Origin of the sequence: Mycobacterium sp. (assembly GCF_040509115.1) — a bacterium.
In the GTDB taxonomy this organism is placed as follows: Bacteria; Actinomycetota; Actinomycetes; order Mycobacteriales; family Mycobacteriaceae; genus Mycobacterium.
Genome location: NZ_JBEVLO010000285.1, coordinates 19,013 through 40,415 on the forward strand (window position 1 = coordinate 19,013; position 21,403 = coordinate 40,415).

21 protein-coding genes are annotated in these 21,403 nt (G+C 66.3%); 6 read left to right on the top strand and 15 right to left on the bottom strand.

The genetic code is table 11. The annotated features are described in order from the left end of the window. Together ABW137_RS19595 and ABW137_RS19600 are read right to left on the bottom strand one after the other, a co-directional pair. Entirely contained in the window at window positions 1-1,047 is a 1,047-nt protein-coding gene (locus ABW137_RS19595; protein WP_526403003.1) for a 2-aminoethylphosphonate ABC transporter substrate-binding protein, read from the bottom strand. Between the two features lie 67 nt (window positions 1,048-1,114). After that, window positions 1,115-2,230, bottom strand: a complete 1,116-nt coding sequence (locus tag ABW137_RS19600) for a TIGR03364 family FAD-dependent oxidoreductase (protein WP_526403005.1) — start codon at window positions 2,228-2,230, stop codon at window positions 1,115-1,117. A gap of 110 nt (window positions 2,231-2,340) precedes the next feature. On the opposite strand from ABW137_RS19600, the gene ABW137_RS19605 reads away from it, so the two are divergent. After that, a complete protein-coding gene (locus tag ABW137_RS19605) occupies window positions 2,341-2,904 on the top strand; it encodes an HD family phosphohydrolase (protein WP_526403007.1) in 564 nt (187 codons plus the stop codon). Then, a complete protein-coding gene (locus tag ABW137_RS19610) occupies window positions 2,901-3,596 on the top strand; it encodes a GntR family transcriptional regulator (RefSeq protein WP_526403009.1) in 696 nt (231 codons plus the stop codon). Before ABW137_RS19605 ends, ABW137_RS19610 begins: the two co-directional genes overlap by 4 nt. A 69-nt stretch (window positions 3,597-3,665) precedes the next feature. On the opposite strand, the gene ABW137_RS19615 is transcribed toward ABW137_RS19610, so the two are convergent. Next, a complete protein-coding gene (locus ABW137_RS19615) occupies window positions 3,666-4,634 on the bottom strand; it encodes a VOC family protein (RefSeq protein ID WP_526403011.1) in 969 nt (322 codons plus the stop codon). Next, a complete protein-coding gene (locus tag ABW137_RS19620) occupies window positions 4,613-5,422 on the bottom strand; it encodes an SDR family NAD(P)-dependent oxidoreductase (RefSeq protein WP_526403013.1) in 810 nt (269 codons plus the stop codon). The genes ABW137_RS19615 and ABW137_RS19620 overlap by 22 nt, the downstream gene beginning before the upstream one ends. Window positions 5,423-5,634: 212 nt before the next feature. Here ABW137_RS19620 and ABW137_RS19625 point away from each other — a divergent pair, with 212 nt between their 5' ends. The 3 genes from ABW137_RS19625 to ABW137_RS19635 all read left to right on the top strand — a co-directional run bounded on the left by ABW137_RS19625 (window position 5,635) and on the right by ABW137_RS19635 (window position 8,379). Continuing rightward, window positions 5,635-6,399, top strand: a complete 765-nt coding sequence (locus tag ABW137_RS19625) for an SDR family NAD(P)-dependent oxidoreductase (RefSeq protein WP_526403015.1) — start codon at window positions 5,635-5,637, stop codon at window positions 6,397-6,399. Window positions 6,400-6,489: 90 nt separating this feature from the next. Further along, complete coding sequence (locus tag ABW137_RS19630) at window positions 6,490-7,101, top strand: nuclear transport factor 2 family protein (RefSeq protein ID WP_526403017.1); 612 nt, start codon at window positions 6,490-6,492, stop codon at window positions 7,099-7,101. Between the two features lie 54 nt (window positions 7,102-7,155). Then, window positions 7,156-8,379 carry an acetyl-CoA C-acetyltransferase gene (locus ABW137_RS19635; RefSeq protein ID WP_526403019.1) on the top strand — a complete coding sequence of 408 codons (1,224 nt, stop codon included), beginning with the start codon at window positions 7,156-7,158 and terminating at the stop codon, window positions 8,377-8,379. A gap of 47 nt (window positions 8,380-8,426) precedes the next feature. Here ABW137_RS19635 and ABW137_RS19640 read toward each other — a convergent pair whose 3' ends face one another. From ABW137_RS19640 to ABW137_RS19685, 10 genes are all read right to left on the bottom strand, one after another. Then, the gene (locus ABW137_RS19640; RefSeq protein WP_526403021.1) at window positions 8,427-9,329 is read right to left on the bottom strand and encodes an alpha/beta fold hydrolase; all 903 of its coding nucleotides are present in this window, start codon (window positions 9,327-9,329) and stop codon (window positions 8,427-8,429) included. A gap of 65 nt (window positions 9,330-9,394) precedes the next feature. Continuing rightward, window positions 9,395-10,171 carry an SDR family NAD(P)-dependent oxidoreductase gene (locus tag ABW137_RS19645; protein ID WP_526403022.1) on the bottom strand — a complete coding sequence of 259 codons (777 nt, stop codon included), beginning with the start codon at window positions 10,169-10,171 and terminating at the stop codon, window positions 9,395-9,397. A gap of 40 nt (window positions 10,172-10,211) precedes the next feature. Next, window positions 10,212-11,528, bottom strand: a complete 1,317-nt coding sequence (locus ABW137_RS19650) for an MFS transporter (RefSeq protein ID WP_526403024.1) — start codon at window positions 11,526-11,528, stop codon at window positions 10,212-10,214. 92 nt (window positions 11,529-11,620) lie between these two features. Further along, on the bottom strand, window positions 11,621-12,616 hold the full coding sequence (locus ABW137_RS19655; RefSeq protein ID WP_526403026.1) for a hypothetical protein: 996 nt from the start codon (window positions 12,614-12,616) through the stop codon (window positions 11,621-11,623). 58 nt (window positions 12,617-12,674) lie between these two features. Then, window positions 12,675-13,565 (bottom strand): ABC transporter permease, encoded by an 891-nt coding sequence (locus ABW137_RS19660; protein WP_526403028.1) that lies wholly within the window; start codon window positions 13,563-13,565, stop codon window positions 12,675-12,677. Continuing rightward, the gene (locus ABW137_RS19665; protein ID WP_526403030.1) at window positions 13,565-14,461 is read right to left on the bottom strand and encodes an ABC transporter ATP-binding protein; all 897 of its coding nucleotides are present in this window, start codon (window positions 14,459-14,461) and stop codon (window positions 13,565-13,567) included. Before ABW137_RS19665 ends, ABW137_RS19660 begins: the two co-directional genes overlap by 1 nt. Beyond that, entirely contained in the window at window positions 14,458-15,552 is a 1,095-nt protein-coding gene (locus ABW137_RS19670) for an ABC transporter substrate-binding protein (protein ID WP_526403032.1), read from the bottom strand. The genes ABW137_RS19665 and ABW137_RS19670 overlap by 4 nt, the downstream gene beginning before the upstream one ends. Before the next feature lie 4 nt (window positions 15,553-15,556). Next, window positions 15,557-17,611 (bottom strand): acetoacetate--CoA ligase, encoded by a 2,055-nt coding sequence (locus ABW137_RS19675; protein ID WP_526403034.1) that lies wholly within the window; start codon window positions 17,609-17,611, stop codon window positions 15,557-15,559. Next, window positions 17,608-18,549, bottom strand: coding sequence for a VOC family protein (locus ABW137_RS19680; protein ID WP_526403036.1), 942 nt, complete (start codon window positions 18,547-18,549; stop codon window positions 17,608-17,610). Before ABW137_RS19680 ends, ABW137_RS19675 begins: the two co-directional genes overlap by 4 nt. A gap of 27 nt (window positions 18,550-18,576) precedes the next feature. After that, the gene (locus ABW137_RS19685; protein WP_526403038.1) at window positions 18,577-19,431 is read right to left on the bottom strand and encodes a fumarylacetoacetate hydrolase family protein; all 855 of its coding nucleotides are present in this window, start codon (window positions 19,429-19,431) and stop codon (window positions 18,577-18,579) included. 166 nt (window positions 19,432-19,597) lie between these two features. Here ABW137_RS19685 and ABW137_RS19690 point away from each other — a divergent pair, with 166 nt between their 5' ends. After that, window positions 19,598-20,284: a GntR family transcriptional regulator gene (locus ABW137_RS19690; protein WP_526403040.1), complete on the top strand. Its 687-nt coding sequence runs from the start codon at window positions 19,598-19,600 to the stop codon at window positions 20,282-20,284. Window positions 20,285-20,346: 62 nt separating this feature from the next. Here ABW137_RS19690 and ABW137_RS19695 read toward each other — a convergent pair whose 3' ends face one another. Next, window positions 20,347-21,399: an aldo/keto reductase gene (locus ABW137_RS19695; RefSeq protein ID WP_526403042.1), complete on the bottom strand. Its 1,053-nt coding sequence runs from the start codon at window positions 21,397-21,399 to the stop codon at window positions 20,347-20,349. Window positions 21,400-21,403 lie beyond the last annotated feature (4 nt).

Genomic DNA, 21,403 nt, shown 5'->3' on the forward strand with positions numbered 1-21,403 from the left:
TCAGCTACCGGTGGCCTTCTGGTAAGCGGCGACGTCGGCATCGAGCTCGGCGAGCACGGCGTTCCAGTCCGGTACCCACACCTCGACGCCCTTCAGAACACCCGCCGGGGTGTTCGCATCAGCCGCCTGCTCGGAGGATGCGACGAGGGACTGCAGGACCGGTATTCCGAGCGCCTCGGGTGCGACCGTCTTCTGCACGTCCTCGGAAGCCAGGAAAGCCAGCAACTTCTTGGCGCCGTCGGCGTGGGGGGCGCCCTTGGTGACACCGCCGACGTAGGGCACCGAGATCGTCGTCCTCTTACCATCTGCGGTCGCAGGGAAGAAGAGATTGAACTTGGACCCGTCACTCTTGATCGAGTCCAGGTTCATCTGCACGTCGCCGTTGGCGACGAGGAGTTCACCGTTGCTGACCTTCGGCTGGAGCTTGCCGGTGGACGACGACGGGCCAACGTTGTTGGCCTGCAACTTGCCCAGGTACTCCAGCGCGGCGGGCTTGCCCATCAGGTGCTGCAGCAGGACGAGGACGGCGGTGCCGTCACCGGCCTGGCCGGGCGTCGAATACTGAAGCTTGCCCTTGTATTCCGGCTTGAGCAGGTCGTCCCAGGTGACGGGCTGGGGGTTGGCGTCGGGGTTGGCGATGAAGCTCAGCGCGTTGTCGACGATGGGCAGGTAGTTGCCTCCTGGGCCGACCTGATCGGCCGCGATCCCGCTGGTGTCGACGCCGCTCGGCTGCAGAAGGCCGGATTGGTCGGCCTTCTGGATGAACGGTGGCAACGTCACCAGCAGGTCCGCCTGCGGGTTGGACTGCTCCTTCTCGACGCGCGAAACCACCTCGCCGGAACCGGCTTCCACGATGTTGACGTTGATGCCGGTGTCCTCGGTGAACTTCTTGAACTGCGGTTCGTACCAACTGGCGAGGCCGTCGGCGCTATACACGGTTAGGGTTTCACCACTTCCGGAGCCGGAAGAACCCGTGCCGCCGCAGGCGGCCGACGTGATGGCGAGCGCAGCGGCCGAGACGACCGCCAGAGTCTTGCGGAGTTTCATCGGTCAGTCCTTCGGTTGGGGTTGGTGGTGCGATCGGGATGCTGGGGTGTCGGACACGAGTTCTCCCTCAGAGCTCGATGAGTTGGGCGGTCTGTTCGGCGATGGCCGGGCCCAGCGTCATCCCACGGCCGCCGGGACCGGTGACCACCCACACCCCCTCGGCCGTCTGGGTGCGGCTCACCAGCTCACCGGGGTCGACGCACTGGCTGTACACGCCTGCCCAGCGCCGGCGAATCGGCGGCAACGGACGGCCGAGGAACTCCTCGACCAGCGAGGTCAGGTAGGCATACGGCGCGTCATCGGTGTCGAAGGCGAAAGGTTCGTCGTAGGAGTGGGTGTCGCCGATGGTCAGCCCGCCGTGCAGTCGTTGTACGCACAGCAGCTGCATCCGGTGCTCGCCGGCGACGGGGTCCTGAGGTTCGTTGTCCCGCAACGTGTCCAGGGCGGTGCCTGCGAACCCAGGGTAGTAGCGGAAGCTGTCGCCGTCGGCGATCGCCGTCGTCAATGGCTCGCCGAGCGGGTCGGTCTGCATCATCTGCAACCGCACGCGGCGCACGGGCAGCTCACCGGCGACGTCCCTGGTCAGGCCACCGTGGGCGGCACCGGGGCACAGCAGCACCAGATCGCCTTCGTGACGGCGCCCGCGATCGTCGCGCACCGTGGTGCCGTCGATGGCGCGCGCCTCGGTACCGGGCAGGAACTCGTATCGACCCGTTGCGTCGAGATGTTCGCGGATTGCGGGCATGGCCTGCCGCGACTCGACGGCGCCGTCACGCGAACAGTGCAGGGCGGCAACGAACTTGCCACGCAGCGCGGGGTTGATCGCCCGAGCGCGCTCAGAGTCGACCAGCTCGAAGCCGCGCGCCTCCGCGTCGGCACGCGTGGCGACCTGCTCGGCCACCGCCACCTCGCGCGGCGTGCGCAGCAGCGTCAACGAGCCAGCGGGGCGAAAGCCCACGCCGGGAATGCGGGCGCCGATCTGCTCCCACAACTCGCGTGAGCGCAGCGACGCCGCCAGTTCGTGGTCTGCGCGACCGGACACCCACACCAACCCGAAGTTCCGCACGGTGGCGCCGCGCGCCTCGACCTCGCGTTCGAGGTGAGTGACCCGGTGGCCGCGGTCAACGGCTTCCAGGGCGTGGGCGGTTCCGAGGATGCCACCGCCGATGATCGTCACACGCATGGTGAGTGACCTTTCAGATTCAGGGATACGGCCTGCGAAAGCCCCGGTGTTGCCGAAGGGAACAGCAGGTTAACAATTGGACTAGACCAATCGAGGGTATGCTGTGCCCCGTGAACGCGCTGTCTGAAACTGCCGAACTGTTGCGCTCCCTACGCGGTGTGTGGGACGAAGAAGCCGTCGACGAACTCGACCACGCACTCCAATCCGTCTCTCGCGCAATCGATGACGCCGCCGATGACGAACTGGCCCTGGCCGCGGCTTTGCACGACATCGCGCACAGCCCGCTGTTCGACGCATCCGCGGCTAGCCGACACGACCTGACTGCGATGGAATGGCTGACTCCCCGCTTCGGGGAGAGGGTGGGCTGGCTGGCAGGCCAGCACGTCGCCGCCAAGCGGTACCTGGCCGCCACCGAGCCGGGCTACGGCGTTGCCCTGACACCGACGTCGGTGGAGTCACTGCGCGCGCAAGGCGGTGCCCGCATCGACGAGTCCCTCCTCAGGCACCCCTGGTGGCCCGACGCGTTGCGGCTGCGGCGGTACGACGACGCCGCCAAGGATCCAGAGGCGGCAGCCAGGGGAAGGGCGGCGACGATCGAGGACGTGCTGATCATCGCGGAGCGGGTGATGCGGCGTGTGGTCGAGCAACGTCATCTGGCGCCGGAGTCGCGGTGAGCAAGCCGTACGCCGTCCGCACCGCGCTCGACGACGTTCTCGCGCAGCTCGTCGAGGGAGACGCCTTCCCGCCGGAACGTGAGCTGGCCGTGCGCTTCGGCGTCGCGCGCGAGACCATCCGGCAGGCTCTGCACGAGCTGCTGGTCGAGGGTCGCATCGAGCGGCGCGGCCGCGGCACCGTGGTGTCGAAGCCCAAGCTGGTGCAGCCACTTTCGCTGAAGTCCTACACCGAGGGCGCCAAACAGATGGGCCGCAAACCGGGGCGTCTCCTGGTCACCTGGGAGGACGTCGCTGCCACCACGGAGTTGGCCGTGGCCTTGGAGGTCACCGACGGGGACGCGGTGATGCACCTCGAGCGCGTGCTGCTCGCCGACGGTCAGCGCATCGGCCTGGAGAGCACCTACCTCCCACGGCACCGCTTCGGACAGTTCACCGAGACGTTCGATCCGACGACGTCGCTGTATGCCGCGATCCGGGCGACCGGCGTCGAGTTCGGCTCAGCCGTCGAGCGGGTGGAGACGGTCCTTGCCTCGCCGCGGGAGGCCGGGCTGCTGGAGTCGACGACGGCCATGCCCATGCTGCGCTTGAACCGCAGGTCGCTGGACACAGACGGCCGGCCGATCGAGGTGGTGCGGTCGCTGTATCGCGGCGACCGGGTGGCGTTCGAGGCGCTGCTCAACGACCGGGACTGACGCGGAACGCCTCAGCGTGCGCGATGGCAGGCCGCATCGACCATCCCCTGCGGCGTCCATCCTGCGACGTCAGGTCGACCGCATGTACGGGCTGCCGGGCGGCGCCAGTTCCTGCGGCTCGAAACCGTAGGAACTCGCGAACTCCTTTGGCACCAGCACCATCTCAACGGAGAGGTCGTCCACAATCCGCAGATAGAATCCGCCAGAGACGTCGGGCATCCCAGCCGTCGAGCGGGCCCCCAGCGACTCGGCCGCCTCGCGAGCGCGCAGCAACTCCGCGCGGTCTCGATATCCCATCGCCACGTTCATGAATCCTTGGTCGCTCAGCAGCGCGTCGGCCGGTGGCGGCTTCGGCACCGGCGTCACGTAGCGCGACACCTCGAGGACCACGTCGCCCGCCTGGAACACGGCGCACTCGCATTCGGCGCCGGCAAGCCCCCACAGTGCCTCGTGTTCAGGTCGGTGCAGGGCATCGGGCGCGATCTCCTCGAATCCGAGCGCTCCCGCGAAGTAGCCGCGCGCCGCCGCCAGGTCCGATACGGAAACGGCGGCGTACGTCACCGCGGGGCCGGGGCGCACACCCGGATGCCGCGTCGGCTCGTCGTCTTCGATGATCTCGACGATGACGTCGGAGCCGGATTCGCGAAAGCACACGCGCCGTTGGCCATCAACCCGGATCGGTTCGGTGATCGTCGGATATCCCGCCTCGTCAAGACCGACCAAGACCGCATCGAAGTCGGCGACCGTGACGCCGAAGCGCGTCCAGCCCAAGTCGGCCGGACTCCAGTCGGGCCGTCGTGGCCGCTGAGCGGGTACCACGTGATGGAACAACTCCACCTGCACGAACTCCTGACGTCCCAGCATCCACCACAGGATGCACGAGGTGTCGTCTCCGCTCGGAAGTTCCTGCAGCCCAGCCGGGAACGTCCCCCACCGCGGCCTGCCGCCCGCGCTGGAGAACCCGAAGACGTCCACCAACGTACGGATCGTGCGCGGCATGTCTGCGGTGCAGAGCGCTACCTGGATGAGACCTGCCATTGGTCGATCCTTCCTGCCGTGTCGGGTGCAGCCGTGCCGAAGTTGACGAGTTCCGTGACACCGCCGTCGTAGCGGAACTCAGCGCCGGTGAGGGAGCGGTTCGACGGATCGGCGAGATAGACGATTGCGCGGGCGATTTCGTCCGCATCGATGAGATGCCCGAGTGGCATGCGCGCAGTCAACAGCGCCCGGGCGGCATCCGGGTCCGCGTCGTAGCGGCCGGTGACGGCGGTGTGGACGGCACCGGGATAGACCGCGTTGACGCGGATCTTGTCGGCCACGAGGTCGGTCGCCATCGCGCGGGTGAGTGCGGCGACCGCCCCCTTCGACGCGCTGTACACCGCCCGCAAGGGGGTGCCCGCAACGGCGACATTGGATGCCACGTTCACGATGGACGCCGCATTGCCCTGGCGCAGCAGGGGTATCGCGTGCCTGCTGACACGGGCGACTCCGAACACGTTGACCTCGAAGACCGCCAGCCACTCGGCGTCCGTCGCCGTCTCGACGGTGTTCCTCCCGCCGATCCCCGCGTTGTTGACGACGACGTCGAGCCTGCCGTACACGTCAGCGATCCGGGCGAACGCGGTTTCCACTGACGCGTTGTCGGCCACGTCGCACTCGAGCCAGGTCACCCCTTCCATGGGAGGGCCGTCGCGCAGGTCCAGGCCGACGACCGCGGCTCCGGTCGCGGCGAACGCCGCGGCGGTGGCGAGGCCGATCCCCGAACCCGCACCGGTTACGGCCACGATTTGGGGAGTCGCGGGAGATCCCGCCGGGGTAACAGTCATCTTTCATCGTCCTCACTCGCTCCGGATTCGCCGGAGCGGGATGCTCTTTCATGATTTCGAAATATGATTGACATATCGAAACTAACATGATTGCGTGAGTAGCGCCACACCCTCGCGCCGTCGATTCAAGTAGGCCCGAAAGCCCCGGGAGGCGAAATCGCTCGCAGCCGAAGGCAGCCCGACCCGGCCTGCGTCAGGAGAAAGAGAGTCCCATGACTTCCCTGCAATCAAAGGTCTTCATCGTCACCGGTGGCCTGGGAGGGATCGGCAGCGTCACCGCCGGGCTTCTTGCCGATGCAGGCGCACATGTCGTCGTGACCGACCTCGTCGACGGTGGCGGCACGGACCTCGCCGCCGACCTCACCGCGCGCGGCGCCGAGGCGGCGTTCCTCGCCGCCGATCTGACACAGGAGGATCAGGTTCGTGCGCTCGTGGACTTCACCATCGAACGGTTCGGCCACCTCGACGGCGCCTTCAACAACGCGGGTATCCCACAGCACGGTAAGCCCCTGGTGGAGCTCACCTCCGCGGAGTTCGACAAGGTGATGCGCGTCAACGTGCTGGGCGTCTTCCACTGTTTGAAACATCAGATGTCGGCCATGAAGGACGGGGGGTCGATCGTATTGACCTCGTCCGGGCTGGGCGTGACGGCCTTTCCGGACCGGGCTGAGTACATCGCTTCGAAGCACGCCATATGCGGTCTGGCGCGCGCCGCCGCCGTCGAGGGCGCACCGTTCGGAATCCGAGTCAACGCAGTCCTTCCGGGCTCCATCCGAACACCCATGGCAGAGGCCGTCTTCGGGTCACTTGACAACGCGGCCGACCAGCGCGCCGGAGTCATCCATCTGCTCCCACGCCTTGGTGAGTCCGAGGAGGTCGGCTTCGCCGTGCGGTGGTTGTTGTCGGACGAAGCATCGTTCGTGACCGGCGCACTCATGCCGGTCGACGGCGGCACCACCGCGGGCCGACGGGTTTGACGAACGCTTCCGCCCCCAATTCGGTTCGCGGTGAGTGCGCGACGTTCCCACCGTCAGACGAGCACGACTAGAGATCAGGTGAATCACGCTGTGGCAAATGAAGACGTCTCCGCGATCAAGAGCGACATCGAGACAGTCACTCAGTTGATCCTCCTCGAGCGACAAGGCCGTGATCGGGGATGGTGGGATCAGATGCGGGCCCAGTACTGGCCGGACGCCGTGATGCATCTCAGCTGGTTCGACGGCAGCGCCCACGACAACGTGGACATGTCGAAGGAGATGAACTCCGGTGGCAATCTCGCCACCCATCGCCTGTCCCCCATCGTCGTTCACGTCGACGGCGATCGCGCGCTTGCCGAAGTACCGGCGGCGATCGAAGCACCCACCATCATCCAGGGCGTCGACGTCGTGCTCACGTCCTACCTGCGTCTGCAATATCGCGCGATTCGGCGCGAAGGCGACTGGCGACTACTCAGCCTGAACACCGTCTACGAACGCGACCTGCTCGCCGCCACGACACCGGGACGGGTGGTGCACGTGGACGACGCTGAGCTCGCCCCCTTCCGAAAGCCCTACCGGCTGCTCGCCTGGTTTCTGGCGTCCCGCGGTTACTCCGTTCTCGACGACCTGCTTGGCGAGGACCGTCCCGATGAGGTAGCCGCGTTCTACGAGCGCGAACGCCGCTGGCTAGCTGGAAGCTGACCTCAATTCCCATCGCACGCAACCAGACTCGTGAGTCTGGAGAAAGTGGCACTCATGCCTGAAGCAGTAATCGTTTCGACCGCGCGCTCGCCGATCGGACGGGCCATCAAGGGATCTCTCAAGGATCTGCGAGCCGACGAGCTGACCGTCCAAATGGTCCGAGCCGCCCTGGCCAAGGTCCCGGAGCTCGACCCCGCGGACATCACCGATCTCCTGCTGGGTTGCGGCATGCCCGGCGGGGAGCAAGGGTGGAACATGGGCCGCAACGTGGCCGTCATGCTGGGCTATGACCACATCCCCGGCGCGACCATCACCCGCTATTGCTCGTCATCGCTGCAGACCACCAGAATGGCGTTCCATGCGATCAAGGCCGGAGAAGGCAGCGCCTACCTCTCCGCGGGCGTCGAGGTCGTCAGCGGATTCAGCAAGGGCACCAGCGATTCCATCGAGGGGCAGGACCTTCTCAACCCCCGCTTCGCCGACGCGACGGCCCGCACGACGCACCGCGCCGAGAACTCCGCGCCCTGGGTGGATCCCCGCGAGCACGGGGAACTGCCCGATGTCTACATCGCGATGGGTCAGACCGCCGAAAACGTCCAGCAGGTGCTCGGGATGAGTCGGCGCGAACAAGACGAGTTCGCCGTCCGTAGCCAGAACCTCGCCGAACAAGCGATCGCCGACGGATTCTGGGCACAGGACATCACGCCGGTGACCCTGGCCGACGGCAGCACCGTTTCCGCGGACGACTCACCAAGACCCGGTACGACCCTGGACGCAGTCAGCCAGCTCAAACCCGTGTTCCGCCAAGACGGTACCGTGACCGCAGGCAACGCCTGCCCCCTCAACGACGGAGCAGCAGCCCTCGTCATCACGAGTGACACCAAGGCCAAGGAACTCGGCATCACACCGCTGGCCCGAATCGTGGCGACCTCGGTCACCGGAATCTCCCCCGAGATCATGGGACTCGGCCCGGTCACCGCGATCCCCGCCGCACTCGACGCCGCAGGCCTGTCCCTTGCCGACATCGACCTCTTCGAGATCAACGAGGCCTTCGCCGTCCAATGCCTTGGCTCGGCACAGAAACTCGGCATCGATCAAGACCGGCTCAACGTCAACGGCGGCGCCATCGCCCTCGGACACCCCTTCGGGATGACCGGTGCCCGCATCACCAGCAGCCTCATCAACGCCCTCACCCAGCATGACAAGCAGTTCGGCGTCGAATCGATGTGCGTCGGAGGCGGAATGGGCATGGCCATGGTGATCGAACGGCTCAGTTGACGCCGCAAGGCGCCGCGACCGGGGCGTGACCGGCAGCCCGGTCCGCTTCAGGAGCCCAGGAACCGAACGACGTGCTCGACGAACGGCTCGGGCTGCTCCTCGGCGACGAAGTGCCCAGCGCCGTCGATCACGATCATCTCAAGGTCGGGAGCGGCGGCTCTCAGGTCACGCGCAACGCTCTCGCCAAGGGAGAGCCCACCCCCGATCGCGGCGACCGGCATCGTCAAGCGGCCGCCCGCATCGAGCCATGCCGCGTTGACGCGGCCGTCGTCAAGCAGCGCACGGTAGTGACCGAAGCTGCGCGCCAATGCGTCTCGGCCACGGTACGTGGCAGTGGTAGCCGCGATGGCAGCCGGTGGAAACGCGGCCTGGTTCTTGGCCAGGCGGCCGAACCACCACGCGAAGAACGCGTCTTCGGACCCTGCGATCAGCATCTCGGGGACGTCAGGAGTCATGAAGAACCCGTGGTGCCACCGTCCGCCGCGGGCGACGTCCATCGCACGTTCCAGACCAAGCCCGGGGAGCGTCGTATCGACGATGGCGAGTCGCGCAACCTCGCCGGGGTGGATGCGCGCCCACGAAAAGGCGACATAGCCACCGATGTCGTGCCCGATGAGCCTGACCTGGCCGCCGACACCAAGGTCGTCGAGCACGGCCCGCAGCACCTCGGCCTGTGCGTCCTTGCCGTACCCGTCGGGCAGCGGATCGGATTCGCCGAGGCCCGGCAGGTCGGGCGCGAAGACGGTGTAGCCGGCGGCTGCCAGGGCAGGTGCCACCCCAACCCAACACCGCGACGTCTGCGGCCACCCGTGCAGCAGCACCACCGGCGGACCTTCGCCACCGATCAGGTATCCGATGTTGCCGCGCTCCCCGACGTGAGTCAGGCGTCGAAAGCCGTCGGGCACCACCTCATCGACGCGTTCTGAGGGGTCCGTCACACTCGAAGTCATCTCTCTCCCTTCATTGTTCATCGGCTTCGTCGTCGTCGTCTTCGTCGTCATCGGGTGGCCAGCGATCATCGCGACGGGTAGAACCCGGCATCCCGACTGGTGCGCCACACACTGCCGCCAGCCGTGAAACCCCCGTCGACCACGATCTCCTCGCCGGTGATCATCGCGGCGTCGTCGCAGGCAAGGAAGCTCACCACTGCCGCGATCTCCTTCGGTTCCGACGAGCGGCCCAGTGGGGTGTGATCGATGAGCCCCTGCAGATGGGGCGCACCGCGGTTGACGTCGGTCAGCACCACGCCGGGACAGACGCAGTTGACCCGGATGCCGTCGGCGGCCAGCTCCATGGCGGCGGCCTTGGTCAACCCGCGCATGCCCCACTTGCTCACCGCGTAGGCGACGTCCGGGTGGGTGGCGAAGGCAGCGTTCGATCCGATGTTCACGATCGCGCCGCCGCCAGTGGCCTTCATCTGGGGTGCAACCTTCTGGATGCCGAGAAAGGCCCCCGTGAGGTTGACGTTCAGCACGTGCTGCCAGTCATGCTCGGTGTACGTGGCGATGTTCTTCCGCTTGACGATGCCGGCGTTGTTCACTAGCACGTCGATGCGGCCCGTGGCGGCCATCACCGCCGCCACCAGCGTGTTCCACGAGTCGGCCGACGACACGTCGTGTCGGAAGAAGCGGACATCGGCGCCACCAGCGGCAAGGGTCTCGGACGCCGCGACTCCCTCGGCCTCGAGGACGTCGCACATGATCACCGAAGCACCCTTGGAGGTGAACAGTTCTGCCATCGCCAGTCCCTGCCCCCGAGCGGAGCCGGTGACGAGAGCCACTTTGCCATGCATTGCAGCACCTTTCCTTCTTGGCCAGTTGTGTTGTCGCCGTTCATGGCAGCCCGCATACCTGCCGGTCGGCGCGCTCCATGGTGGCTGGCGTCCCGCTCGTCATGCGGGCGGTTCGCAAGAGCCACACGATGATCAGGCCGAGTACCGCAACGCCGAGCGCCGTCGCGATCAGCATCGTGTGAAACGCGGCGGTGTACACGTCAGCGTGTCCGGTCTCCCCCGCCGCGACCCGGGCCGCGGTGCCCGCGGGAAGGGAACCACTGATGAGCGCGGCGATGACCATCCCGTAGACGCCCACCGCAACGGCTGCGCTGCCTGCGCGCATGAAGTTCAGTACGCCGACGGCGGTGCCGCTGCGAGCTTCGGGAACCGCCGATATCGCTTCGCCGTCGACGAGCCCCAACGGAAGCCCGTAGCCGAACCCGACCAGGGCCAGCGGCACGACGAGCCAGCCGAGGGATACCCCTGGCGTCAGCAGCAACAGGCCGAGATCGCCAACGACCAATGCCACCAGCGCGGCGTAGACAATGGTCCTTGGGCGGATCATGGGCACCCGGCGCACCAGATACGCGGCCAGGACCGGTCCCACCAACACCGGAATCGTCGTCGGCAGAAGAAGGATTCCCGTCTGCGCCGCGGTCATGCCCAACATCGCCGAGAGGCCCACCGGCAAGTACGTCAGGATCGTGACGTACCCCACCGCAGGAGCCAAAGGAACCAGAGCGAAGGCCAGGAACCTCCGATTCCGTAGCAGCCCAATGTCTACCGGCCGCTGACGCGGCGGTCGACTCCTGCGAGCAAGCGGCAGCAGGGAGCGCAGCGGAAGCAGGATCAACGCACTCAAGCCGAGAACCGCATATACGCCACGCCATCCCACGGCGGCCACCAAGCCGCCTGCGATGCTGGGCCCGAAGGCAAGTCCGACACCCACTGCGGTCCCGAACAAGGCGAAACTCCTGGCCCGCGCCGACCCGCTCGGATAGGCGTACGACATGGTGGCAGCGCCACCGGCGACGATGGCCGCGCATCCCGCCCCAGCGAAGGAGCGGGCCGCATCGAAGACAATCCAGTTAGGGGCAAGGCAACTCACTACCGACGACGCCAAGAGCATTACCAGTCCGATCACGAAGGTCCGTCGATAGCCGAACCGGTCGGCGAATACTCCCGAGGCGAGGGTGAAGATCGCGAAGGCGCCGTTGAACCCGTTGATCGCGACTTGAAGGCCGAGTTGGTCCGCGCCGAGATCCCTGGCGATCTCGGGCAACACCGTCGCGGTGCCGGTCACGTTCACCGGAGTGAGGAAGACGGCAGCAAGAATGACCGGGCCGACCGGCGTGCGGCGGCTATCCGAGGTCATGCTCACGTTCCCTTCGTTGACTGGCAAGCTGGTGTTCGTTCAGATCGCCCCGAACGACGCGTCCCGGGTGTGGCTGCGCTAGATCCGATCGATTACGCCGTGGCAGTCGCGGGAGCGGGCGCCCTTCCTGGCGGGAGCTGTCCTTGACGCTCGAAACCGTATGCGGCGTCCAGCTCTTCGGGAACGAGGAGCAATTCGACGGACATCCTGTCGACGATTCGCAGATACACCCCGCCAGACACGTCGGGCGGCGGGGTCGATGCCGATGCGCCGAGCGATTCCGCCGCGGCGAGCGCGTGGAGCATTTCGTCGCGGTCGCGATAGCCGATGGCGACATTCATGATGCCTTGATCGCTCAGCAGCCCGTCCTCGGGCGGCGGGTTCGGTGCGGGGCGTTCATAGTGCACCACCTCGAGCAGCACGTCGCGAGCGCGAAAGACCGCGCACGTCCGGACGGGAGCGTCGAAACCCCACATGGCCTCGTGCTCGGGCCGATGGATGGCGTCGGGCGCGAGTTCGGACAATCCGAATGCCTCACCGAAGTAACGACGGGCGCCTGCGAGATCGGACACGGAGACCGCCGCGTATGCCAACCTCGGCATCGAGGCGCGGTCGTCGCAGATGCCCGTCGGGACCACGGCGTCCTCCAAGGCCGCTTCCATGATCTCGATGATGGTGTCCGTACCCGGTTCACGAAAACACACCCGGCGCGCACCATTCACCGCGACGGGCTCCGTCAATGTCGGGCACCCCGCGCGGTGCAGCCGGGTCAGGGTCAGGTCGAAGTCTGCAACCACGATGCCGAATCGAACCCACCCGAGATCGGCGGGCGTCCAATCCGCCCGACGTGGACGTTGGGCGGGCACCGTGTGGTGGAACAGTTCGACCTGAACGAAGTCCTGGCCGCCGACCAACCACCACATCATGACCGAGGTGTCGTCCCCGGACGGCAGCTCCTGAATCTGAGCTGCGTCCGCGCCCCACCTCGGCCGACCTCCCGCATTGGCGAACCCGATGGCCTCCACCAAGATCCGGACCGTGCGGGGCAGGTCCGCCGTGCACAACGCGATCTGAGCGATGTTGCTCACTGATTCGATCTCCTGTAGCTCGAAAGGCCGAACACGTGCGGAACCGACGCGACTGACGTCACTCCGTCTGGATCCACCAATGAAGCGCCCGGCGCTTGAACTCTTCGGCAACCCAGAGCATCAACAGGGCGCACACCGAGAGCACGATGATGACCGCGAACGTCATGCTGGTATCGGCCGCGTTGGTCGCAGTGGTGATCAGAAGTCCCATCCCGGATGCGCCCGTGAGGATTTCACCAGTCACCACTGAGACGATGGCGAAGCTGACGGCAATGGGGAGGCTGGACAGCGTCCAGGCCAACGAGTAGGGAAACCGGACCTTCCACATGATGTCCCATCCGGAGGCACCCAGCAGACGCGCGTTCTGCCGAACGTGTGCCTCGACGGTCCTGGAGCCCTCGTAGGCATTGAACAGCGCCACGAAGAAGACCACCATGAAGGAGATCACGATGGAACTCTGCAGCCCACTTCCGAAGATCACCACGACGATGGGAATCAGCGCCACCCGCGGTACGGCGTTCAGCGCGACCACGAAGGGACGAAACACCGCACCGACGAAGTCGAAGCTCCCGAGAAACAGACCGATCAGGCCGCCGACCGCCATCGCGATGGCCAGTCCTACCAGGGACGCCACGAAGGTCGGCGCGAGGTAGTCCCACACGGCAGGCACACCGTCCCGGCCGAAGAGGAGGTTCACCAGGCTGGCGTAGACCCGCGTCGGTGAGCTGATGAAGTACGGATCGAGGAGCTTCCACTGCGAGAGCCCACCGATCTTGGGGATGAACTCCCATGCCAAGAGCACCAGCACCGCGACCAACGCCTGTGCCGCGACCACCACGACTTTCGACTGGGTGTTGAGCCGTCGTTTCACCGAGTTCGCCGAGCGCTCGGTGGGTAGCCGAGATGCTCGCACATCCTGCACGGTGCCGCCCAACGTCTTGGTTGTCATCACTGCACTCCCTCTGCGTTGACTCGCGCTGGTTCGTTGGCGTGTGAGGCATCGATCTGCAGGTGGAGATCACGCCAGAGCCGGCTGTAGAGATCGAGGAAGGCGGGACTCTCGCGCAGCGCCATCATGTCTCGCTTCGGGCCGAAGTCGACCTCGTGCTTGCTGTAGACGAATGTCGGGCGGGGCCCCATGATGTAGACCTCGTCGCACAAGCTGGCCGCTTCGGCGAGATCGTGCGTGACGAGCACCATGGTGATTCCGAGTTCCCGCACGATGTCGAAGACGTCTTGATGGATCGCTACCCTGCTGGGCTCGTCGATCGCCGAGAACGGCTCGTCGAGGAGAAGAACCTGAGGAAATGCTGCGACGCTGGTGAGAACCGCCACCCTACGGCGCATTCCGCCGGAGAGCTGATACGGATATGCCTTCTCGAAGCCCTCCAGATGAACCATGGCGATGAGCTCCCGGATCTGCCGGTCCACCGCCTGCCGCGACGTTCCCCTGCGCTTCCGCGCTGCCGCGCCCTTCTTGAAGCCGTAGTGCATTCGGACGTTCTGCTCGACCGTGAGCCAGGGCAGCACGGTGTCCTTCTGGAAGACCATGCTCAGCAGGTGGCGGCCCGATTGGTCCGGGCGCACCTGCACGTCTCCTGCCTGCGCCTGGCGCAGTCCAGCGATGAGGCTCAGCACGGTGCTCTTTCCGCACCCGCTGGGTCCGACGATGCCGATGCTCTGCCCACTCGCGACACCGAGGTTGAGGTCCTTGATCACCTCCAACCCGCTGGGATAGTGGTATCCGACGTCCCGGAATTCGATGGAAGCGCCTGTGGCGCGACCATTTTCGAGTGAGTCACCGCCGGGTCGGGAGCGGACCGAGAACTCCGACAAATTAGTCATTGCCTTCCAATCGCTGCATCGTAGTACGACATGTCCACCACGTTCGCGTAGTCGAACCGACTCGGATCATTGCCGAGAAAGTCCAGCCCCCCCTGCCTGAAGAAATCCACCGTGTGGGACCAGGTTTCATCGGAGATGTAGCCGGAGTTCGGGCTGAGGAGCGGTTTGAAGTTCTCCACCCCCTTCGCCAGCACGTCTCGCGATCCCACTGCCGCGAACTTGGGGTTGAAGGACATCAGAGCCTGAGCGATGTCCTTCGGGTCGGCTGCAAGATAATCCGGCATGGCCGCGGCATACGTCTTCAAGAACTTCTCCACTGCCGGCTTCTTCGCCGCGAGCGTCGCCGGGATGCCTCCGATGACGTCGTCGACACCCAGAGTCGGCCAGCCCGGCGGCAGATTCGATTCATCGCTGGGGTCGAAGATCACCCGCAATCTGCCTTCGTCGATGCCTCTCTGGAAGTACGAGATGTTGCCGGTCGCGCAATCGGTGCGTCCACCAACGACGTTGGCCGTGATCGCCGGGACCGAAGTCAGTTGCGTAAGTTGCCAGTCGGCGTCGTAGATGCGCTCCAGTTGCTTCGTCCATGCGTAGAAGACCGTCCCGGGGGTGGCCGTGGTGACGGACTTGCAGTCCGACGGGGTCTTGACCGACTCGTTCGACGCCACCACCCAGCCGCTGATGCCGGCGTCGACGCCGTAGATGGTCTTGACTTGCTTGCCGGAGTTGATGATTCCGAACAATCCACCTTGAGCGCCCTGGTAGAGGTCGACCTGACCGGCGACCAACTGACTGGTGTGCGCAGCCTCACCGATCTTGATCGTGACGTCAAGTCCGGCATCCTCGAAGTACCCCTGCGCCACCATCCAGTTCAAGGCGGCCTGGGGCACCGAGACGTCCCGCACACCAACCACCAGGGACAACCGGTCCCCAGACGACGTGGCCTCGCTGGCGGGTTTCCCGTCGGTGCCACAGCCCGTGACCACTACCGCGACGACGGCTGCAGCGGCCAGCGCCGCACGCCAGCGACGTCGGGCCTCGGATCGTAAGCGGTTGGGCCTCAACCGGATTCCATTGACCTGGTGGACCATGACTTCAGCTCCTTTGCTGTACTGATGGCTCATCTTGACCGAGATTCGTCCCGTCACGGTGCTTCTTCTCGTCACCCCACCGCTGGGCGAGATCGACGTAGAACGACACGAGTTCGGGTCGATCGATGGCTCCGAGGCTCAGCACGTCCTCGGCTGGGGCGCCCTGCAGGATCCGCTTGAGCGGCACCTCGAGTTTCTTGCCGGTCTTGGTGTGTGGGATCGCTGGCACGACATGGAACTCGTCGGGCACGTGTCGGGGGGAGCATTCAGTCCTGAGTCGGTGCCGGATCAGATCGATGGCCTCGTCGTCGACGACGGCGTCCGTCTGCGGGACGAGGAACATCGGCATGCGATAGGTGCCATCCGGGAGTTCGACGCCCAGCACGAGCGCCTCGGAGACACCACCGACGCCTTCGACCACGTTGTACAGATCCGCCGATCCGATGCGCACGCCGTTGCGGTTGAGCGTGGAGTCCGACCGACCGTGCACGACGAAGGAGCCACGGCTGGTGTGGGTGACCCAGTCGCCGTGCCGCCAGATCCCGGGATACACGTCGAAATACGCTTGCCGGTACCGTTTTTCATCCGGGTCGTTCCAGAACCTCACCGGCATCGACGGCATCGGCAGCGTCACGACGAGTTCCCCAACGGTGTCGCGGACCGGCTTTCCGGACTGGTCGAACGCTTCGACCGCCACGCCGAGCAGCGGGCCCGGAATCTCTCCTGGACGAACCGGCAGGCCAGGCGCGCCGCCCACGAATGAACTGACGACGTCCGTTCCACCGCTGGTCGAGATCAGCGGGATGTCCGGCGACACGGCGTCGGCGGCCCACTGGTAGAGCGATTCGGACACCGGCGCGCCGGTCACCATGATCCTGGCGAGCTGCGACAGGTCATGTGCGCGGCCGGGGCGCAGGCCGGCTGAAGCCGTCACTTGCAGGTACCCGGGATTGGTGCCCAACTGGTTGACACCGCACTCCTCAGCGATCTCCCACAGCCGGTCCGCCGTTGGAAAGGTCGGGCTCCCCTCGTAGGCGACGGTGGTGGCACCGGTCAGCAGTGCCGACACCACGACGTTCCACAGCATCCAGTTGGTGGTCGTGTACCAGAACAGGATGTCGCCAGCGGCCAGGTCCTGCTGCAGGCCGAGGAATGCCAAGTGCGTCACGGCGACGCCTGCGTGGCCGTGCACGATGCCCTTCGGGATGCCCGTCGTCCCCGACGAGAACAGGACCCACAGCGGATGGTCGGGCGGGACCTGCTCCGTGCGAAGCGGCTCGTCACCGCTCGGTGCGACGGCCTCCGCCCAGGTGAGCCACTGCGGCCCCGCGATGCGGTCGGCGGGCTCCATGTCGAGGCCGCCCCGTGGAACGGTCACCACGACGCGCGGCGCGAGCCGAACCACCAACTCGCCGAGGACATCCCGACGGTCACGCAGCACCCCGCCGAAGGAGTACGCCGTGGCGCCGATCAATACCGTCGGCTCCAGTTGAGCGAGGCGATCACTGGCGGCTGACGCTCCGTAGTCGGGTGCACAGCATGCCCACACCGCCCCGACTGCCGCCGTCCCCAGGAAGGCGACGATCGCCTCGTCGGCATTCGGCAGGTAGCCGACCACGCGGTCGCCGGGCACCACACCCGCCGATCGCAACGTGGCTGCGAAGGCAGTGACACGATGCCCGAGATCCTCCCAGCTGACGTCGTGACGGTTGCCGTCTTCGGCGACCACGACGATCGCCGGGGTACTCAACGAGCCGACATGGCGCAACACCTGATCGGCGTAGTTCAGCCGGGCACCGGTGAACCACCTCGCGCCGGGCATCTGGCGGTTCTCGAGGACGGTGTCGTAGGACTGAGACGACACCATGCCGAAGAAGTCCCACACCTCGCCCCAGAAACTCTCTGGCTCTGAGATCGACCAGGCATGGAGCAGCCCGTAGTCGGATACGTCAACCCCGAATCGGTGAGCGATGCGGGCCGCGAAGCGGCCCATCGCGGAATCGACGCCGAGGGGTGCGTCAGCCCGGGTAGCGCTCGGCCGGTTCGTCTCCACGCTCATGACGAGTGGGATCCCGTCATCAGCTCGGCGAGGTCCTCGGGTGCGAGGAACGACGGCGGCGGTGGCGGACCCCAATCGTAAAGCGACCGTGCACCTTCCCACACGCCCGGCACCCATAGCGCGTCGTCGACGATGCAGTCGATGTCGGAGTAGTACTCAGAGAAGTTGCCCGCCGGATCCTTGAGATACCAGAAGAAGTTCGAGCCGATGGCGTGGCGGCCCAGTCCCCAGACATGCCGCTGCGGGTCCTGTTCCAGCATCCGCGCGGCACCCCGGCCGACCTCGTCGACGTCGTCGACGAGCCAAGAGGTGTGGTGCAGCAGGTTCGTCGGCGCGCTCTGCACCATGATGTTGTGGTGGTCGGTCGAACAGCGCATGAACGCGGCGATGCCCTTCACCGTGTCACTCACCTTGAAACCGACACCGTCGGTGAAGAACCGCTGAGATGCCTCCTGATCGGTGGAGCCAAGGACGACGTGCCCGAGTTTCCTTGGCCTGACCCGACCTTCGCGCAACACTGATTCAGCACGCGCGTTCTCGCGGGCGATCACGCCCGGCCTGTTGTATACCGGCGCGGGGGTGGGCTCGGACTCTACGCGCGGTGCGATCTCCACCCGCACTCGCACCTGAGTGCCGGGATCGAAGGCCTCCACCGACGTCGCGGAACGCACGGTCTTGACGTCGAGCCTGTCCATCGCCCGCGCCACCCGGTCGAGGTCATCGGGGTCGTCGACACCGACTCCGAGATCGAGTAGGCGTCGACGGGGGGCGTGGGCGATGACCAGCTGCTCCCCACCGTCGAGTGTGCTGAACTTCGCGACCTCGGACGCGCCGTTGGTCGCGGCGGTGGGTGTCAGTCCGAAGTCCGCGTAATAGTCAGCGGTGCTCCGAACGTCCGGTACACCGATCGTGATGCTGGTGAGTCGATGCAGGGTCATCGAGAATCCTTCCGTGGTTGGACGCGGCTAGCTGGCGACGCACACTTGGCGCAGACTGCCGATGCCTTCGATGGATGTCTCGACCACATCACCGACCTGGAGGTAACGCGCCGGCGTGCGGGCGCCACCGACGCCGGCAGGTGTCCCGGTGAAGATGACGTCGCCTGGCAGCAACGGAAGTACTGACGACAGCCGCTCCAGCAGAGTCGGCACGGAGAAGATGAGGCGGCTGGTCGAGCTCTTCTGCACGGTCTCGCCGTTGATCCTGCATTCGATCGCGACGTTGTCGGGTGCAGCGATCTCGTCCGGTGTGACGAGCCACGGACCCTGCGGCGCGAATCCCGGGAACGACTTGCCGAGCGAGAACTGCGGAGCAGGCCCGGAAAGCTGAAGCGTCCGTTCGGAGAAGTCCTGCCCGACGGTCAGGCCCGCCACGTGGGACCAGGCGTCAGCCGCCGCGACGCGGTCGGCCCGACGCCCGATCACGACGACGAGCTCGGCCTCCCAATCGACGGTCTCCGCGGACAGTGCGAGATGGCCGACCGGGCCGGCGAAGCTGCCTACCCACTTGGTGAACGTCGTCGGTGAGTCCGGGTACGCCAGCCCCGCCTCGTCGGCGTGGTCTCGGTAGTTGAGCCCGATCGCGAAGACCTGCCGCGGATCTGGCGACGGGGGTCCGAGCGCTTCGAGTGGGACCGGCGCGCCATCGGCCGCGAAGTCGATGGACGCGGTGGCCGCCCAGGCTAGGAATTCGTCCCATGCGTCGTACACCCGGCGTGGGTCGGGCCCGAACTCTCCGTCGCTTGCTCTCGCGATGTCGACCATCGATGCCTCGTCGGGAGAAATCATCACCGTTCGACCGGACCATGTTGCGATGCGCACTCGTTCGCCTCTCTGAGTCGTGATTGTCGTTACGACCAACCACCGTTGTGGTGTCACTCACACAACCAGGGAGAATTCGAGATGTCAAGATTATTTCGAAATATTGCACCGCCCGCTCCTTCCAACGGCAGCGTGACAAATTTCGAAACTTCGCTAGGGTGTCGGCATGGCGCGTCCCCGATCAGTGAGCCCGACCCGCTCCGACGTGGTCCTCGGTCAGATCCGAGCCGACATCCTCAACGGGCGGCTCGCCCCGGGCTCCCGCCTCGGGTTCGTCGACCTTGGCAAGCGGTACGCGGTGAGTTCCGGCGTGCTGCGAGAAGTGCTGCCCCGCCTCGTCGAGCAAGGGCTCGCGGAGTCAGAGGCGCAACTGGGATTCCGGGTCGTCGACGTCTCCATCGAACGCCTGGCCCAACTCACCGATGCCCGCGTCGCCATCGAAACCCTGGTGACCCGGCAGGCCATCGCGTCCGGGGACATCGCATGGGAGTCCTCCGTGGTGGCGAGCCACCACGCCCTGGCCCGCATCGGCGATTCCACCTTCGCCGACGGGATGACCGAGGAGTGGTTGACCGCGCACGAAGCCTTTCACGTGGCGATTCTTGCTGGCTGCGAGAACGCCTACCTCGTCGACACCGCCGTGCGACTGCGCTCGATCTCCGAGGTCTACAGGTGCTGGTCGCGGCCCGCACATCGCAGCACCCATCGCGACGTGGCCCGCGAACACCACGACATGATGAAGGCGGCGATCGCGCGGAACGCCGACCTCACGGTGAAGTTGACCGAGACACACATCCGGCTCACGACCGAGCTGCTGATCGCCAGTCGCACCGCCGAGCTGTCGGCGTCCTGACGGACCCCCGTCAACTCCTGACGGACGCCGTCATCTCCCCGGCGCGAGGGTGCGCGTCGACGTCACGCTGCGGGGATCGGGCGACGCCCGAATCCTTCGCCACCCACGACGACTGAGGCCCGCTCGACGTTCTGCTCGTGGGGCTGCCCCAGCGGAATCCGGCTGGCCTCGTCGAGCCGGTCGTAGATCTCGTCGCCGAGCGTGACGTCCAGCGCGGCGACGTAGTCGTCCAGTTGGTCGACGGTCCGCGGACCGATGATCGGCACCACGCCCGTCGTCGACCGGCGTGCGCGCTCCAACAGCCATGCCACTGCCACCCGCGCCGCGGGCACGCCCAGCGCGTCGGCGGCCGCGAGCACGGCGTCTACCGTGGCCGCCTTGACCGGTTCGTCCTCCGCGTGCACCAGCCGGTTCCACCCGGTGAGCCTGCCCTCGGCGCTGCTGCGGTACTTGCCCGTCAGCAGTCCCCCGCCGAGCGGTGACCACAGGGCGGCACCGATTCCGAGCGCCTCCGCCATCGGGAGATTGTCCCGGTCGCCACTGCGCTCGACGAGGCTGTACTCGAACTGCACGCCGGAAATCGGAGCCCACCCGCGCAGCTCCGCGAGCGTGACACCACGGGAGGTCATCCAGGCCGGGAAGTTCGACAGCCCGGCGTAGAGGATCTTGCCTGCGCTCGCGAGATCGTCGAAGGCGCGCACGATCTCGTCGATCGGGGTGACGAAATCGGGAAAGTGCACCCATAGCAGGTCGACGTAGTCGGTACCGAGCCTGCGCAGACTGTCCTCCACCGAACGGAACATCGCGCGGCGGCCGTTGCCCGTCTGAAGCACCCCGCTGCCCGCGGGCGTCCCGCCGATGGCGAACTTGGTGGCGATCGAGAACTGCTCACGGCGCCCGCTCAGGATGCGGCCGAGGTTTTCCTCGGATTCGCCAACCTGGTACCCGGCGGCCGTGTCGATGAAGGTGCCGCCCGCTTCGGCGAACCGGTCGACGATGGCGCGTGCAGTGTCGGGGTCGGCGCCGTACCCCCAGCCGGTGCCGAAGTTCCCAGCGCCGAGCGCCAGGGCGGAAACGCGCAGACCGTTGTTGCGGCCGAAGGTGAAGTGCTCCATGTCG